The organism is Cytobacillus sp. IB215316 (assembly GCF_033963865.1).
Lineage (GTDB): Bacteria > Bacillota > Bacilli > Bacillales > SM2101 > Nanhaiella > Nanhaiella sioensis.
The window spans coordinates 530,097-547,073 of sequence record NZ_JAXBMC010000001.1; the positions used below are offsets into that span (position 1 = coordinate 530,097).

14 protein-coding genes are annotated in these 16,977 nt (G+C 35.4%); 12 read left to right on the plus strand and 2 right to left on the minus strand.

Features of this window, described 5'->3' with window-relative positions:
- Positions 1–22: 22 nt before the first annotated feature.
- The 8 genes from SLH48_RS02450 (at position 23) to SLH48_RS02485 (ending at position 10,616) form a co-directional block, all read left to right on the plus strand.
- Entirely contained in the window at positions 23–628 is a 606-nt protein-coding gene (locus SLH48_RS02450) for a hypothetical protein (RefSeq protein WP_214480210.1), read from the plus strand.
- Positions 629–642: 14 nt separating this feature from the next.
- Positions 643–2,535 (plus strand): 1-deoxy-D-xylulose-5-phosphate synthase, encoded by a 1,893-nt coding sequence (gene dxs / locus SLH48_RS02455; RefSeq protein WP_214480209.1) that lies wholly within the window; start codon positions 643–645, stop codon positions 2,533–2,535.
- A 4-nt stretch (positions 2,536–2,539) separates the two neighbouring features.
- The gene (locus tag SLH48_RS02460; RefSeq protein WP_320256880.1) at positions 2,540–3,367 is read left to right on the plus strand and encodes a TlyA family RNA methyltransferase; all 828 of its coding nucleotides are present in this window, start codon (positions 2,540–2,542) and stop codon (positions 3,365–3,367) included.
- Positions 3,368–3,672: 305 nt separating this feature from the next.
- Positions 3,673–4,122: a transcriptional regulator AhrC/ArgR gene (gene ahrC / locus SLH48_RS02465; RefSeq protein WP_214480207.1), complete on the plus strand. Its 450-nt coding sequence runs from the start codon at positions 3,673–3,675 to the stop codon at positions 4,120–4,122.
- Positions 4,123–4,134: 12 nt separating this feature from the next.
- Entirely contained in the window at positions 4,135–5,859 is a 1,725-nt protein-coding gene (gene recN / locus SLH48_RS02470; RefSeq protein WP_320256881.1) for a DNA repair protein RecN, read from the plus strand.
- A 127-nt stretch (positions 5,860–5,986) separates the two neighbouring features.
- A complete protein-coding gene (gene spoIVB / locus SLH48_RS02475; RefSeq protein ID WP_320256882.1) occupies positions 5,987–7,279 on the plus strand; it encodes a SpoIVB peptidase in 1,293 nt (430 codons plus the stop codon).
- 211 nt (positions 7,280–7,490) lie between these two features.
- On the plus strand, positions 7,491–8,312 hold the full coding sequence (gene spo0A / locus SLH48_RS02480) for a sporulation transcription factor Spo0A (protein WP_320257150.1): 822 nt from the start codon (positions 7,491–7,493) through the stop codon (positions 8,310–8,312).
- 729 nt (positions 8,313–9,041) lie between these two features.
- Positions 9,042–10,616 (plus strand): FapA family protein, encoded by a 1,575-nt coding sequence (locus SLH48_RS02485; protein ID WP_320256883.1) that lies wholly within the window; start codon positions 9,042–9,044, stop codon positions 10,614–10,616.
- A gap of 59 nt (positions 10,617–10,675) precedes the next feature.
- Here the strand turns inward: SLH48_RS02485 and SLH48_RS02490 are convergent, their stop codons facing one another.
- On the minus strand, positions 10,676–10,822 hold the full coding sequence (locus tag SLH48_RS02490; protein WP_214480202.1) for a YycC family protein: 147 nt from the start codon (positions 10,820–10,822) through the stop codon (positions 10,676–10,678).
- 70 nt (positions 10,823–10,892) lie between these two features.
- Positions 10,893–11,141, minus strand: coding sequence for a DUF2627 domain-containing protein (locus SLH48_RS02495; RefSeq protein WP_214480201.1), 249 nt, complete (start codon positions 11,139–11,141; stop codon positions 10,893–10,895).
- A gap of 283 nt (positions 11,142–11,424) precedes the next feature.
- On the opposite strand from SLH48_RS02495, the gene SLH48_RS02500 reads away from it, so the two are divergent.
- The 4 genes from SLH48_RS02500 (at position 11,425) to buk (ending at position 16,970) form a co-directional block, all read left to right on the plus strand.
- On the plus strand, positions 11,425–13,497 hold the full coding sequence (locus SLH48_RS02500; protein WP_320256884.1) for a sigma 54-interacting transcriptional regulator: 2,073 nt from the start codon (positions 11,425–11,427) through the stop codon (positions 13,495–13,497).
- 175 nt (positions 13,498–13,672) lie between these two features.
- Positions 13,673–14,575 (plus strand): phosphate butyryltransferase, encoded by a 903-nt coding sequence (gene yqiS, locus SLH48_RS02505; RefSeq protein ID WP_320256885.1) that lies wholly within the window; start codon positions 13,673–13,675, stop codon positions 14,573–14,575.
- Between the two features lie 29 nt (positions 14,576–14,604).
- Positions 14,605–15,705: a branched-chain amino acid dehydrogenase gene (gene bcd / locus SLH48_RS02510; RefSeq protein ID WP_320207971.1), complete on the plus strand. Its 1,101-nt coding sequence runs from the start codon at positions 14,605–14,607 to the stop codon at positions 15,703–15,705.
- 179 nt (positions 15,706–15,884) lie between these two features.
- On the plus strand, positions 15,885–16,970 hold the full coding sequence (gene buk, locus SLH48_RS02515; RefSeq protein ID WP_214480197.1) for a butyrate kinase: 1,086 nt from the start codon (positions 15,885–15,887) through the stop codon (positions 16,968–16,970).
- The last annotated feature ends 7 nt before the right edge of the window (positions 16,971–16,977 follow it).

Here is a 16,977-nt window from a genome sequence, read left to right on the forward strand (position 1 = left end):
TGAATAGGGTGTAGTATACCACATGAAACAAGTTTTTCGACAATCAATAAATTGGAGCATGGGGATTGCCGTTATCACTTTTGTGTTAGCGGCTCTTTTTTCAGTTGTATCTACAAGTATGTTAAGCGGCGTAACTTGGGGATTAGGCATGCTCATCGTTTTAGCAATTGTATTAACTGGAATATTTTTTGATATGATAGGAATAGCTGCTACTGCTGCTAACGAAGTGCCATTTCATTCAATGGCTTCAAAAAAAATAAATGGAGCAAAACCAGCGATCCGAATCGTTCGCAATGCAGATAAATTTGCGAGCTTCTGTAATGATGTAATTGGTGATATATCTGGAATTATTAGTGGAACTGCTTCGGCGGTAGTGATTGTCCAGTTCACTGTATCTTTTCATTATAATGAAGGCTCGTTTTTCCAAATTATTGTATCAGTGATTTTTACTAGTGTAGTGGCTGCATTGACAGTTGGTGGAAAAGCAATGGGGAAATCACTAGCACTTGCATATTCTACAGAGATTATTTTTCAAGTTGGTAAGTTGTTTTATTTTCTTGAAGAAAAGTTTAATATTGAACTATTAAAGGATAAAAAGAAGAAAAACAAGCAAAGAAAAACCAGATGAAGGTGAGTGGTCCTATGGATCTATCGACAATAAAAGATCCTCGTTTTTTAAAAAACTTATCAAGTCACGAACTAGAACAACTAACTGAAGAAATTCGTAAGTTTTTAATTGGAAAGCTCTCGAAGACCGGTGGTCATATTGGACCCAATTTAGGCGTTGTTGAACTGACGATCGCCTTACACAAAGTATTCGACAGCCCTAAGGATAAATTTCTTTGGGATGTCGGTCATCAGTCCTATGTTCACAAAATATTGACGGGTCGTGCCAATGAATTTGATACGCTTAGAAAATATCAAGGCTTATGTGGCTTTCCGAAAATGAATGAAAGTGAACATGATGTTTGGGAAACAGGTCACAGTTCAACATCATTATCTGCAGCGATGGGAATGGTATTAGCTAGAGACCTAAAGAAAACTAATGACATCATTATACCAATCATTGGTGATGGTGCAATTACAGGTGGTATGGCTCTAGAAGCACTAAACCATATCGGTCATGAAAAAAAGAATATTCTTGTAGTTTTAAACGATAATGAGATGTCTATTGCACCGAATGTAGGTGCACTTCATACTGTTTTAGGTCGGCTTAGGACAGCAGGTAAATACCATTGGGTAAAAGATGAATTAGAGATGCTATTGAAGAAAATCCCATCAGTAGGGGGGAAACTTGCAACAACAGCAGAACGTGTCAAAGATAGTCTTAAGTACCTGCTAGTATCTGGAGTGTTTTTTGAGGAGTTAGGATTCACCTACTTAGGACCAGTAGATGGTCATAATTATGAAGATTTATTCGAAAATCTTCATTATGCTAAAAAAACTGAAGGTCCAGTTCTTCTACATGTCATTACCAAAAAGGGAAAAGGCTATTACCCAGCAGAATCTGATAAAGTTGGTACATGGCACGGAACAGGGCCATACAAGATAGAAACTGGTGATTTAATAAAACCAGTGAATACGCCTCCATCTTGGAGTGGTTTAGTTAGTGAAACGGTTCGTAAATTAGCACGCAACGATGATAGAATTGTCGCTGTTACACCCGCAATGCCTGTAGGATCTAAGTTAGAAGGCTTCGCTAGTGAATTTCCTGACCGTATGTATGATGTAGGAATCGCTGAACAGCATGCTGCCACGATGGCAGCTGGCTTAGCAACACAAGGGATGAAGCCTTTTTTAGCGATTTACTCTACATTCTTACAGAGAGCATATGACCAAGTCGTCCACGATATTTGCCGACAAAACTTAAATGTATTTTTAGGAATTGACCGTGCTGGTTTAGTAGGTGCTGATGGGGAAACACATCAAGGTGTATTTGACATTGCTTTTCTCCGTCATATTCCTAATATCGTGCTGATGATGCCGAAAGATGAGAATGAAGGCCAACATATGGTTCATACTGCAATACAGTATGATGATGGCCCAATTGCACTTCGTTTTCCACGAGGTAATGGTCTAGGTGTTGCTTTAGACGAAGAATTGAAAGCAATACCGATTGGTAGTTGGGAAATTCTTAAGGATGGATCCGATGCTGTTATATTAACATTTGGTACGACGATCGGAATGGCTTTGGAAGCAGCCGATATGTTAGCGAAAGAGAATGTTTCAGTACAAGTCGTTAACGCACGTTTTATCAAGCCTCTCGATGAAAAGATGCTAACAACAATATTGAAAAGAAAAATACCGATTGTAACAGTTGAAGAAGCTGTGTTGCAAGGTGGTTTTGGCAGTGCTATTCTAGAGTTTGCGCACGACCAAAGCTTTTATGACGCGCATATTGAGAGAATGGGAATTCCGGATCGATTTATAGAGCATGGCAGTGTAAAAGACTTATTGGCAGAAATTGGGCTGACCAGTGAAGCAGTCGCAGATAGAATAAGAAAAAGTATACCTAAAATTCAAAAAAGGGCATAAAAGAATGAAAGTTAAGAAAGAACGAGTAGACGTGTTATTAGTGGAACGTGGGTTAGCTGAGTCCAGAGAAAAAGCAAAACGCTTGATTATGGCAGGGTTAATTTATTCAAACGAAATTAGACTCGATAAACCTGGTGAGAAAGTTGATGTTACGATTCATTTATCTGTGAAGGGGAACGATCATCCATATGTTAGTCGAGGCGGGTTAAAGCTTGAAAAAGCACTAAAATACTTTGATATAACTGTGGAACATAAAACGATGATTGATATTGGTTCATCTACAGGAGGGTTTACTGATTGTGCTTTGCAAAATGGTGCAAAGCTATCCTATGCCATTGATGTTGGTTATAATCAATTGGCATGGAAACTGAGGCAGGATAAAAGAGTTATCGTGATGGAGAGAATGAATTTTCGTTATATTAAATCAACAGATTTAACAAATGGAATGCCAAATTTTGCATCAATAGATGTATCCTTTATCTCTTTACGCTTAATACTCCCTGTACTTAAAACATTGCTTAAGGAAAATAGTGATGTAGTAGCCCTTGTGAAACCTCAATTTGAAGCAGGTAAAGAATTTGTAGGCAAGAAGGGAATCGTTCGGGATAAAAATGTTCATCTATCAGTATTAAATGCAATTGTTCAATTTGCAGATGAGCAAGGGTATGATGTTATGGATGTTACATTTTCTCCAATAACAGGTGGTGATGGGAATATAGAATTCCTTCTTCATCTTAAATGGTCTGCAACAGACCAGAAAATTGAACAATTTCATACTGAAGTTATTGAAAAAGTTGTAGAGAATGCACATGAAGAGTTAAGGAAAAAATAATTGTTACTACAATGGAATCTTTTTATCTAAGGATTCTGTTGTAACCGTTGTTGTATTGTTAACAAATTAGAACATCAAGATGAGGATATAAATGAGATGTTGTTCTATTGAACAGTTGAAAAGATGCCTCTAGCATGTGTAGGTGTTTAACAACCAGCCATGTGGAAACAGCATGGTCTAATTTTAACTATTTTGTAAACAATGCATAATTCAAATATGCACATGCCGACCATTCAGGTAATATAAGATTATGAGTATCACACCTTTATAATGGACGAAATAATTATACATGAGAGGTGCTTAGCATGAACAAGGGGCAAAGACATATAAGGATAAGGGATATCATTACTAATAATGAGATAGAGACACAGGATGAACTAGTTGACATACTGAAGGAAGCTGGCTTTAATGTAACACAGGCTACAGTATCCCGAGATATAAAAGAACTCCATCTAGTAAAGGTTCCAACCATGGATGGAAGATATAAATACAGCTTGCCAGCTGATCAACGTTTTAATCCGTTACAGAAATTAAAAAGATCATTAATTGATGCATTTGTTGGGATAGATGGCGCTAGTCATTTACTAGTAATGAAAACGTTACCTGGCAATGCCCATGCTATTGGTGCTCTAATTGATAACCTTGATTGGGAAGAAATATTAGGAACAATTTGTGGAGACGATACTTGCTTGATCATTTGTAGAACGCCTGATGATAGAGAGATCATATCTCAACGGTTTTTAGATATGCTGTAAGTGAGGTGTGGTATGCTAGCAGAATTAACAATAAAAAACTTTGCAATTATTGACTCCCTTTCGATTTCATTCGATAAGGGACTAACTGTGTTAACGGGAGAAACTGGTGCAGGTAAATCAATTATTATTGATGCCATCCATTTGCTCGCTGGAGGAAGGGGCTCTTCAGATTTAGTGCGTTATGGAGAAAAGAGAGCGGAAATTGAAGGGCTTTTTTTACTCGATGATGATGCTTATTCGTGCTACAATAAAGCAGCAGAATTAGGTATTGAAATAAGTGATGGAATGGTCGTCCTACATCGTGATATGTATACAACAGGTAAAAGCGTTTGTCGAGTGAATGGAAAGCTAGTAACAATTGCTACTTTAAGAGAAATTGGTGCTACGTTGGTAGATATACATGGTCAGCATGAACATCAGGAGCTGATGATTGCTGACAATCATTTATATTTGCTCGACCAATATGGCGGCAAGAACATAAAGTCAGCTCTTAGTGAATATGATGTTCTTTATAAAAAATATGTTAAATTAACGAATAAACTCCAAAAACTAAATGACAATGAACAGGAAATGGCACATCGGTTAGATTTAATTCAGTTTCAATCGAAGGAGATTCAAGAAGCGAATCTGATTCCAAATGAAGATGATGAATTGTTTGATGAAAAAACGAAAATTGCTAACTTTGAAAAAATATATGAAGCATTACATAATACTTATCAGTCTCTTTTAGGAGAGCAAAGAGGGTTAGATTGGCTTGGGCTTGCGATGAATCATCTAGATGGTGTCTCCACCTATGATGCAAATTTAAAAGAAGCCTTTGAGACAGTTTCCAATAGTTATTATTTGGTGGAGGAAATTTCATATAAAATACGTAATCAATTAGATGAGCTCGAGTATGACCCAGATCGGCTGAATTTTATAGAAGGACGTTTGAATGAATTAAATCATTTGAAAAGAAAATATGGACGAACAGTTCAGGATATACTTGAATACGCAGCAACAATCGAGGAAGAAATTGATACGATTCAAAATCGTGATAGTCATGTTCTTCAACTGAAAAAAGAACTAGAAGGTATATCAGCTGATTTGTTATTAGAGGCTAAAAATCTTTCCGTTCTTAGGAAGCACTATGCTGAGCTGTTGATTAAAGATATTAAAAGAGAACTTAAACATTTGTATATGGATAAAACGACCTTTGACGTTGCATTGTCAAAAAAAGAGGGGATTCATGAAACATCTTTCTCGAATGAAACTCCTGTGAAATATAAAAAAAATGGCATTGATGAAGTTGAGTTTTTTATTTCAACTAATCCTGGTGAACCATTAAAGCCACTTTCAAAAGTTGCTTCAGGTGGAGAGTTATCTCGAATTATGCTTGCGATAAAAAGTATTTTCTCAAAGCATCAGGGCGTTACATCTATTATTTTTGATGAAGTTGATACCGGAGTAAGTGGAAGAGTAGCTCAAGCAATTGCTGAAAAAATATATCATGTCTCTGTTGGATCGCAAGTGCTCTGTATTTCGCATTTACCTCAAGTAGCAGCAATGGCAGATACACATTTGTTTATTTCAAAAAATACTTCACAAGATCGAACGACAACAAAAGTTACTCATCTTAATAAAAATGAGAAAATAAAAGAAATTGGTCGGATGATTTCAGGTGTCGAAATCACTGATTTAACTAAGAAACATGCAAAGGAATTGCTTGATTTAGCAAAAAATTTAAAAAATGCATGAAAAGCTATCCAAAAACGGCTAGCTTTTTCTCTGTTATATAGTTATAAATGTTCGCTTAGTAGGCTAAATTAATGATGTAGCCATGTAATTAATTTGGTGTGGGTTAGGGCGAGGAGAGTGAAAGTGATTGATAACAGAGAAGATAAGAAAAATAGTTGGTGCTGTTCTCCTTGTTACATTGGTAAGTATACTTTTTTTTGGTCCATTTAAAGAATATGTTGGTTTGCCAAAAAATATTATTGTTTTTGAAGGTCAGCAGCTTAAACTACCTTCTACATTACCTGTAACAGTTAGTCAACAAAACGATGATAATGATGTATTTTCAGTTTCAAATGCTGAAACTGGTTTAGCCGTTATGGGTGAAGCTTCTGGAAATGGTGAAATGCTTTTAGAGATGGCAGGTATCCCAATTAAAAAAATCAATGTAAATGTTCTTAATGATTTAAAGGTGATACCGGGTGGACAGTCTATCGGAGTCAAGCTTAATTCAATCGGTGTTTTAGTAGTTGGGTTTCATCAAGTTGAAACAGAGGAAGGTAGCGTGTCTCCTGGAGAAAGTTCTGGTGTGAAAATTGGAGACTTAATTACTAAAATTAATGGTAAGGAAATAGAAAAAATGAGTGATGTTGGTCCTTTTGTTAAACAAGCTGGGAAAGAAGAAAAAGCGCTTGAACTAACAATTTCCCGTGATAATGATGAAGTAACTACTACTTTGCAACCAATCAAAGATATAAATGATCACGCCTATCGTATAGGTCTGTATATACGTGATTCAGCTGCAGGAATCGGCACAATGACATTTTATCATCCTGATTCTAAAAAATACGGAGCTTTGGGTCATGTGATTTCAGACATAGATACAAAAAAACCAATTAGAGTTCAAGATGGACACATTGTTCGGTCGACTGTTACATCCATTCAAAAAGGGAGTACAGGGACTCCAGGTGAGAAATTAGCAAGGTTTTCAAAGGATAAAGAAGAGATTGGTACAATTAGTAAAAATAGCCCATTTGGAATTTTTGGTGAATTAACTAAAAAAATTAAAAATGGGATTAATGATCAAGCATTACCAATAGCATTATCACATGAAGTTAAGGAAGGTCCAGCAAAAATACTAACTGTGGTTGATGATGATAAAGTTGAGGAATTTGATGTTGAAATCATTAGCTCGGTTCCACAAAAATTTCCAGCAATAAAAGGTATGGTTATCAAAATTACAGATCCTAAGCTGTTGCGCAAAACAGGTGGTATAGTTCAAGGTATGAGCGGCAGTCCTATTATTCAAAATGGAAAGGTTATTGGTGCTGTAACTCACGTATTTGTTAATGATCCTACAAGCGGGTATGGCGTTCATATTGAATGGATGCTAAATGAAGCAGGGATTGACATTTACGAAAAAAATCAACAAAAAGCGAGCTAAAACAGCTCGTTTTTTACATAATGCTTTAACTGAAATACGTTATTCGACAAAAAGTTTTTTGTTATTTGTCGAATAACGAAAAACATAGGATAATAAAGGTTTTGGGAGAAAAGTATAGATTTTAGAGATTTTATATTATTTTTAAAAAATTAAAGGGATTTCATGTTATGTCGTCGAAATGTTCCATTACACTGAAGTCAGAAAATAATGAATCCTGATTTTATTTGGAGTTCGAGGAGGAAAGTGTGTGAAAAAAATTAAAGTTTGTATTATTGATGACAACAGAGAGTTAGTAAGCCTAATTGAACAATATATTGCTAATCAAGATGATATGGAAGTTGTAGGGGTAGCTTATAACGGGCATGACTGCTTGGATATTTTAAAAAATAATACCCCTGATGTATTGGTTTTGGACATTATTATGCCTCATTTAGATGGTTTAGCTGTCCTTGAAAAAATCCGTGAACAAAGAGAGAATCAACCAAATGTCATTATGCTAACAGCTTTTGGTCAAGAGGACGTTACTAAAAAAGCTGTGGAATTAGGGGCCTCATATTTTATTTTAAAACCTTTTGATATGGAAAATTTAATTAGTCATATTCGCCAAGTTAGTGGTAAAGGTCTTACACATGTTAAACAAACAACAACATTGTATCGCACACAAAATGAGTCTAAGCATAAAAATCTTGATGCAAGTATTACAAGCATTATCCATGAAATTGGTGTTCCTGCACATATTAAAGGATATTTATACCTTCGTGAAGCGATATCAATGGTGTATAACGATATTGAACTATTAGGGTCAATTACTAAAGTACTTTACCCTGATATTGCAAAAAAATATAACACTACAGCAAGTAGAGTAGAACGAGCAATTCGTCATGCAATAGAAGTTGCATGGAGTCGAGGCAATATTGAATCAATCTCGTCATTGTTCGGTTATACAGTCAGTATGTCAAAAGCTAAGCCTACCAATTCGGAATTCATTGCTATGGTTGCTGATAAGCTGCGTTTAGAGCATAAAGCTTCTTGAAAGGGTAAGGGTAATTAAACAAATTATAAGTGAAAAAATCCTATAAATAACTTGTAATTAACAAGAAAAGTACTAATGCCAATATAAATGTATTTAAGTTCTCTTTTTTAAGAGGGCTTTTTTGTTGTATAAATACCATGAATATTTACAATTAAAAAGATTAAGCGTATTCTTTAGTTCTAGTACAGTGCAACATTCTGTTGTTTCGTTTAGTTGATAGAAATTTGAAGGTTAACGAAATCTGCATGAAGTATCTTTTTCAATAAATCAGCCTATTGGAGTAATTTTTGCATGGTTTCTGATGTCATTCAATGTTGATAAATCGAAATAGACATTTTTTTGTTTTATTTTCTCCTTTTAAACTTCGAATTATATATACTTAAGTAGTAGTTCCAACTATATAAATTTGTATCATATCTGAAAAAATAGCCTCGTTCTAATCTACCATAGTTTTAATATTTATAATTATTTAACAGTAAATAATACCTGAAAATTTTATCTGTTCATTAACCTTTGTCTAAATAACAAATATTGCTTGGAAATAAAAAAATTTCTATTTCTAAATAATAGTATAAATGGATTATTGATAAGTAACTATTCAAGTATTAAGATTCAATTATAAGGGTTTATTGGTAAAGTTTTATTTTTCCATATACATAAAATTAAGAACGGGTGTTACTAATAACTTGATTTATTACTAAATTATCTAATGAAAGGTGTATCCTAGAAATGGAACTCTTAAAAAATAACTTTTTTATAATAACAGTTGATGATGATTCAAAAGTTTTTATTAATGTGTTTAAGGCTGGTTATACAATGACTGAGTTTAATAGTCTATTAACTAAGTATCCACGAATCAACATTTCGAAATTTTTACTGCTGAAACAAGCGATTAAAGAAGCTACATGTGAAACTGTGCAGATTGGTGAGTTAAAACCACTGGTTACTTGCAAGATTTCACAGGACAAAATGGTTGCAAAAATTCACTTTCATTGTTCAAATGAAGAATTAAATGAGAATAAATTATTATATATTCCTAAAGCAATAGAACTTCTACATTCTAAAGGGGTAACAGATGGTATTTCCCTAGATGTTCTACACCAACAATTAGAAGCAAAAAAAGATATTGTTGTTGCAAGAGGTGTTGAACCAGTTAATGGGGAAGATTCTATTGTTTCATATTATAAGATGTCTGAAAGAAAGCCAACAATTAGAGAAGATGGGAAAGCTGATTATTTTGATATGAATTTTATCGATGTAGTAGAAGCAGGAGAGTGGCTTGGAGAAAAAATTCCACCAACAACGGGGAAAGCTGGACGAACAGTTTTAGGAAGTCTGTTATTCCCGAAAAAAGGAAAAGATAAAGTTTTATATTATGATAAAAAAACGGTTAAAAAGGAAGAGTTAGAAAACGGGAAAGTTGTATTAAGAGCTGTTATTGATGGTGTGGTACAAATAGAAAACGGGAAGTTATCTATAGGCGACCATTTAGTCATTAATGGTGATGTTGGTGTCGAGACCGGAAATATAAATTTTGATGGAAGTGTTACGATAAAAGGTATTGTACAAGATGGATATTCGGTAATTGCAACGAAGGATATTTCTATTATGAGTGAAATCGGCATAAGTAGGGTTAAATTAATTCAATCTAAAACAGGTGATGTATTTATTAAAGGTGGTGTGTTTGGAAAAGGTGTTACGAACATTGTTTCAGGACAAGATATTTTTGTTAAATATGCAAATGAGTGTACGCTAACTTCAAAACGAAATATTAATGTCGGTTATTATGCAATTGGGTGTACTATAAAGGCAACTAATTTATATGCCCATGAATATAAGGGGAAAATTATTGGAGGGGAAGTAGAAGCGAGAGCAAGTGTTACAGCGGGTTTTATAGGAAATGAAATGGAAAAACCAACAGTTGTTATTGTAGAAGGTTTTGATCGTGATGAGATTAAAAAAGAGTTGGAAGAACTTCTTAAAAATTATAAAAAAGCAGTTCAAAAAACAGAATCAACAAAAATGCTTCTTGACAACTATAATCATAGTGATTTAGTAGAGAATGACCAAGAATATGAGCGCTTGAGACATAAATTTGATGAACAAGTTACAGAAGTTTCAAACTTTGAACAATCTCGAAAAGGGTTAACCGAATTGTTAAATTTAAAAGGTGATGGGCAAGTATCGATCTTTCAAAAGGTTTATCCGGAAACGTTTATCCAAATTAAGAAACAAACAAAGAAATTGAAAAGTCCAAGTAAAGGAGTTTTCTATGTAGTGGATAAACAACTACATATTGATTGATACGACATAAAAAATAATAAACTAAGCAATTGTGAGAAAAAGACGACAAGGAGTATAGCTTACTCCTTGTCGTCTTTTTTTTTCTCTGCTTCAGCCATTTTTTGAACAAGAATATGCTTTGGCATATGCATAATTTGTTCTATTGGAATATTTAGCGTGCTTGCAAGCTTTTGAGCAGTTTCAAGAGATATTTGATGTGGATTCATTTAACATGCACCTCCAGATATTCATTGTTAATGAGAATTTGACCAAATCAACATGTCTAGCTGTCCTCAGTTATTTTATCTTACTATTTTGCTGTAAGCGTGGCTGTACTTTATTTCGTTTACGGTCTCGGTGCAGTATAAAGCCGGCAACAAATACTAAACCAGCTATAAACATGATGAACCCTACGAGAAATTGAAGCCATAAAAAAGGAAAAGGTTTTTGTAATATATTGAAGAGCATATCCCTCATTAATTTAATTCCAAGGGCCGATAAAATTCCTGGTATTAATAATACTAATAATGCAATGATTCGTTTCATCGTATTAATCCTTTCAATGGAGTTTCTCTATTACAAGTTTTGTTGCTATTTACTAAATTTGTACGACTAGAAATGGTCTCGTGAACGCTAATCAAATATGAATTTAGTTCTTAGTATGGCAACTACAAGTAATGCAAAATAGTGCTCTAAAAAAAGAATAACTCTTCTAATTTATTTGTCAAGCAGTTAAAAAAACGGTATGATATGTTAGTGAAAGATATTGCATATATTTTTTTGAGAAGTATGTAATTTATTTCAAAGAGGCCGTAGAGGTGTGTTGTTCATGAAAAAAGCGTTGATTGTTGGGGCTGGAAAGGGTGGCTCGGCAATTCTAAAAATATTACAAGAAACAGAGATAATGGAAGTTGTAGCGGTTGTCGATATTAAGCCTACCGCGATTGGATTGAAGATGGCAAGAGATTTGAGTATTCGTACTGGGAGTAATTGGCGAGAGTTTTTAACAAGTGAGATTGATGTTGTTATAGAAGCAACAGGTAGTGAAAAGGTTTTTGAAGAAATTCGTGAAGTAAGAACTAAAAAAACAGTGTTAATCCCTGGAGCTGTTGCTTATATAACTGCCCAGTTAATGGAGCAAAAAGAAGGGTTAATTACTAAATTAAAAAACGAATCAGATAAGCATGATTTAATTTTAAATTCCACTCATGACGGTATGATAGTGATCAATTTCGACACAAATATTGTTTTGTTTAACAGAAGTGCTGAACGAATTGTTGGCTTGAGTAAAGAAGATGTGATAGGGAAGCCGATTGAGGAAATCATACCTGCAAGTCAACTGACTAGAGTGATGAAAACGAGGCAAACTGAAATTAATCAGGAGCTTATATTAAGTAATGGTAAGAAAATTATTACGACAAGAATACCTATTATTAATGAAGCAGGTGTCCTATATGGGGCGGTTGCTGTATTTAAGGATATAACTGATGCAGTAAAACTAGCCGAAGAAATAACTAACCTGAAAGAGATTCAAACAATGCTAGGAGCAATTATTCAATCATCTGAAGAAGCAATCTCAGTAGTGAATGAGAACGGTATTGGCTTACTAATTAACCGTGCTTATACAAAGATTACGGGGTTAACAGAAGATGAGGTGATCGGAAAACCTGCTACTGCAGATATTTCAGAAGGTGAAAGTGTTCACATGAAAGTGCTGAATACGAGAAGACCTGTTAGAGGGGTTAGGATGAAGGTTGGCCCTAATAAGAGAGATGTCTTAGTAAATGTTGCACCTATTATTGTGGATGGGAAATTAAAAGGGAGCGTTGGTGTCATCCATGATGTTTCTGAAATTCAGCAATTAACTACTGAATTAAATAGAGCAAGGCAAATTATTCGTACGTTAGAAGCAAAGTATTCATTTGATGATATCATTGGTCAATCAGAAGAGATGGAATTTGCTATCCAACAAGCGAAACTTGGAGCAATCACACCTGCTACAGTACTATTACGGGGTGAGTCAGGAACTGGTAAAGAACTATTTGCACATGCGATTCATAACGCAAGTAATCGAAAGTTTAATAAATTTATACGTGTCAATTGTGCGGCTTTATCTGAAACACTCCTAGAGAGTGAATTGTTTGGTTATGTAGAAGGAGCTTTTTCAGGAGCGAAACGTGGTGGGAAAAGAGGTCTGTTTGAAGAAGCGAATAATGGTAGTATTTTCTTAGATGAGATAGGTGAGCTATCGCCTAATACACAAGCAAAGTTATTAAGGGTGCTACAGGAAAATGAAATTATTAAAGTTGGAGGAACGCAGCCCATTCCAATTAACGTAAGAATAATAGCTGCAACAAATGTGAATCTTGAAATGGCTATAGCTGATGGGTCTTTTCGGGAAGATTTATTTTATCGCTTGAATAAGTTACCTATACAAATTCCTCCTTTACGAAATAGGAAACAAGACTTACCAGCATTATGCGAACACCTTCTTCGTAAAATAAACCAAGAATATGGAAGAAATGTAGAAGGTTTAGACTTGGAAGTGCTTGATTACTTTCATACATACAATTGGCCGGGAAATGTTAGAGAATTAGAGAATATTATTGGACGAGCAATGATCTTTATGAAATTTAATGAAGTTCATATAGGACTTAAACATGTTCCTACTCTTGAAGCTGAAATAGCCAACAAAGCTGACGCATCTCTTATCACTATACCTACGCAAAATGATCAAACGTTATCAGAAATGTTAGAGAATTATGAAGGGGCTATTATTGAACAAGTTTTAACGAACAACAACGGGAATAAAACTGCCACAGCAAAATCTCTGGGTGTTTCATTACGGAATTTATATTATAAAATTGAAAAATATAATATTGCAATAAAAAGCATGCAATAAATTTCAAGTTTTGAATTTTTTTGCGCAGTGCATGTTGTGAAACATAACTTAATTACACAATTACTTATCATTCTTTTTATGGCATGCTTCTTGCAAATATAAACATCTGAGAACAATATACTCAGAAAGTAGGATTAGCTCAAGTATTTCTTATGAAAGGGTTGAAGTAGATTACATGAAATTGGACCTATTAATTGAGCAAGCAACAACGTCTCCCAAAAAAACTGTAGCAGTTGCAGTTGCTGAGGACAAAGAAATCATTGAAGCAGTAGTGGGAGCACTTCGAAAAAACTTAGCTAATTTTCGACTATTTGGTGATGAAGTGAAGATGAAACAATTGCTTCAGGAGTTAGCTCCTGACGATGTCAACAGTGAAGCAATTTTGCTTATTGCTGCAGATTCACATGAGCACGCAGCTGAGCTAGCCGTTAAATCCGTTTCTTCAGGTGAAGCGGATGTATTAATGAAAGGAAATCTTTCAACTTCGTTAATTTTATCTGCTGTGCTTCACAAAGAGTGGGGGCTTAGAACAGGTAAGGTATTATCTCATAATGCAGTGTTTGAGGTTGAGGGTTTTGATCGACTTATATTCATAACTGATGCAGCTATGAATATTGCACCAAACCTTGACCAAAAGGCACAAATAATAGGAAATGCAGTTCAGCTTGCCCGATCGATTGGCATTAATCAGCCCAAGGTAGCTCCAATATGTGCTGTAGAGGTAGTTAATCCAGTGATGCAAGCTACACTTGACGCAGCAGCCTTAACACAGATGAATAAAAGAGGTCAAATTAAAGATTGTATTGTTGATGGTCCATTGGCACTTGATAATGCTATTTCAGTTCATGCTACTAAACAAAAAGGTATTGTAAGTGAAGTAGCTGGAATGTCAGATATATTACTTGTTCCTAATATTGAAACGGGAAATGCCCTTTATAAAGCTCTTATTTACTTTGCTAAAGCAAAAGTGGGGGCTGTTATATCTGGTGCCAAAGCTCCAATTGTTTTAACTTCAAGAGCAGATTCATCAGAGAGCAAGCTTTACTCACTAGCTTTGGCTATTCGTTCTGTTCATTAAATAATTTAGAATTTTAGGAGGATTTTAATATGCAGATTTTTTCTTATATGGAAGAGTATGATTATGAGCAATTAGTGTTTTGTCAAGATAAACAATCAGGATTAAAGGCTATAATTGCAATTCATGATACAACTTTAGGGCCTGCTCTTGGTGGGACTCGAATGTGGACATATGCCTCTGAGGAATTAGCAATTGAAGACGCATTACGTTTAGCCAAAGGAATGACATATAAAAACGCTGCAGCAGGCTTAAACTTAGGTGGTGGTAAGACAGTTATTATTGGTGATCCACGCACTGACAAAAATGAAGAAATGTTTAGAGCATTTGGCCGCTATATTCAAGGACTAAATGGTCGCTATATTACTGCAGAGGATGTCGGTACTACAGTAGCTGACATGGATTTGATACATGAAGAAACAGATTTTGTAACAGGTATTTCACCAGCATTTGGTTCATCAGGTAATCCTTCACCTGTGACTGCTTACGGCGTGTATCGCGGAATGAAAGCAGCTGCAAAGGAAGCATTTGGAACAGATTCGTTAGAAGGAAAAGTCATCGCTGTTCAAGGTGTCGGTAATGTAGCTTTTAACTTGTGTAAACACCTTCATGAAGAAGGAGCACAATTAATCGTTACTGACATTAACAAAGAGGCAGTACAAGCAGCAGTTGAACAATTTGGTGCACAGGCTGTAGACCCTGATGATATCTACAGTGTAGACTGCGATATTTATGCACCGTGTGCTCTTGGTGCAACTATTAACGATGATACTATTCCTAAGCTGAAAGCAAAAGTAATTGCAGGAGCAGCGAATAATCAATTAAGAGAGCCACGTCATGGAGATACTATTCATGACTTAGGAATTGTATATGCACCTGATTACGTGATTAATGCTGGCGGAGTAATGAACGTGGCAGATGAATTAAATGGTTATAACCGTGACCGCGCTATGAAAAAAGTAGAAACGATTTATAATAATATAGAAAAAGTCATTGAAATAGCAAATCGTGATCGTATTCCAACTTATGTAGCTGCTGATCGTTTAGCTGAAGAGCGCATTGAACGTATGAGAAATTCACGTAGCCAGTTCTTACGAAATGAACATCACATTCTAAGTAGACGAAATCGCTAAAATAGGAAGCTTGTGATGAGGGTAAACGTGGATAAATTTTAGCAATTGTCAATAGAGTAATCATTGCTAAAGATTAATTGGAAAATTAGGTGGCAAAATGACGCCACCTGAGTACTCCATACATATGCTGTGGAGTTATCACGAAGCCCCAATGACATCACAAAATGGAGGTATTGATTTTGCAAGAGAGAGAATATCGTATTCTTGTTATCAACCCAGGGTCAACATCGACGAAAATAGGAGTCTTTGATAATGAACTCTCGATATTTGAGAAAACGATTCGGCATGATAGTAAGATCATTAACTCGTATGAAGCAATTATTGACCAATACGAATTTCGAAAAAACACAATCCTAGAAACATTGCATCATGAGGGCATTAATATTTCTAAATTAGATGCTGTTTGTGGACGTGGTGGGTTATTACGTCCTATTGAAGGTGGTACCTATCGCGTAAATGAAGCAATGCTTGCTGACTTACGTATTGGTTACGCTGGCCAACATGCTTCAAACCTTGGTGGCATCATAGCACATGAAATTGCTGGAGGATTAAATATACCTGCCTTTATCGTTGACCCAGTTGTAGTTGATGAAATGGATTCAATTGCAAAGATTTCTGGATTCCCACTTATAGAACGAAAAAGTATCTTTCATGCGCTGAACCAAAAGGCCGTTGCAAGAAGAGTTGCAAAAGATTTAGGTAAGAGATATGAGGAATGTAATTTAATTGTCACCCATATGGGTGGTGGTATAACGGTTGGTGCCCACAAACAAGGTCGTGTTGTAGATGTAAACAATGGGTTACATGGAGACGGACCATTTAGCCCAGAACGCGCTGGGACTGTACCTGCTGGTGACTTAGTTACGCTTTGCTATTCTGGTGATTATTACCGTGATGAAGTGATGAAAAAGCTAGTAGGTAACGGAGGTCTAGTAGGTTATCTAGGAACAAATGATGCAGTAGCGGTTGAAAAAATGATAACCAAGGGAGATGAAAATGCCCAACTTGTGTATGAAGCGATGGCTTATCAAATTGCGAAGGAAATTGGTGCTGCAAGTGCAGTCCTGTCAGGTAAAATCGATGCAATTATTTTAACTGGGGGATTAGCTTACGGCAAAGAGTTTGTTAAGCACATATCTACACGAGTTAACTGGATTGCTGATGTAATCGTTCTTCCTGGGGAAAATGAATTACAAGCGTTAACTGAAGGTGCGTTACGTGTTTTGCGTAATGATGAAGATGAAAAAATATATCCTGCTAACTAACATATAA

What these genes read in the sequence shown, in the direction of transcription:
- SLH48_RS02450 (WP_214480210.1), top strand. Translation starts at nt 23, where the DNA reads ATGAAACAAGTTTTTCGACAATCAATAAATTGGAGCATGGGGATTGCC.
- dxs (WP_214480209.1), top strand. Translation starts at nt 643, where the DNA reads ATGGATCTATCGACAATAAAAGATCCTCGTTTTTTAAAAAACTTATCA.
- SLH48_RS02460 (WP_320256880.1), top strand. Translation starts at nt 2,540, where the DNA reads ATGAAAGTTAAGAAAGAACGAGTAGACGTGTTATTAGTGGAACGTGGG.
- ahrC (WP_214480207.1), top strand. Translation starts at nt 3,673, where the DNA reads ATGAACAAGGGGCAAAGACATATAAGGATAAGGGATATCATTACTAAT.
- recN (WP_320256881.1), top strand. Translation starts at nt 4,135, where the DNA reads ATGCTAGCAGAATTAACAATAAAAAACTTTGCAATTATTGACTCCCTT.
- SLH48_RS02485 (WP_320256883.1), top strand. Translation starts at nt 9,042, where the DNA reads ATGGAACTCTTAAAAAATAACTTTTTTATAATAACAGTTGATGATGAT.
- SLH48_RS02490 (WP_214480202.1), bottom strand. Translation starts at nt 10,822, where the DNA reads ATGAATCCACATCAAATATCTCTTGAAACTGCTCAAAAGCTTGCAAGC.
- SLH48_RS02495 (WP_214480201.1), bottom strand. Translation starts at nt 11,141, where the DNA reads ATGAAACGAATCATTGCATTATTAGTATTATTAATACCAGGAATTTTA.
- SLH48_RS02500 (WP_320256884.1), top strand. Translation starts at nt 11,425, where the DNA reads ATGAAAAAAGCGTTGATTGTTGGGGCTGGAAAGGGTGGCTCGGCAATT.
- yqiS (WP_320256885.1), top strand. Translation starts at nt 13,673, where the DNA reads ATGAAATTGGACCTATTAATTGAGCAAGCAACAACGTCTCCCAAAAAA.
- bcd (WP_320207971.1), top strand. Translation starts at nt 14,605, where the DNA reads ATGCAGATTTTTTCTTATATGGAAGAGTATGATTATGAGCAATTAGTG.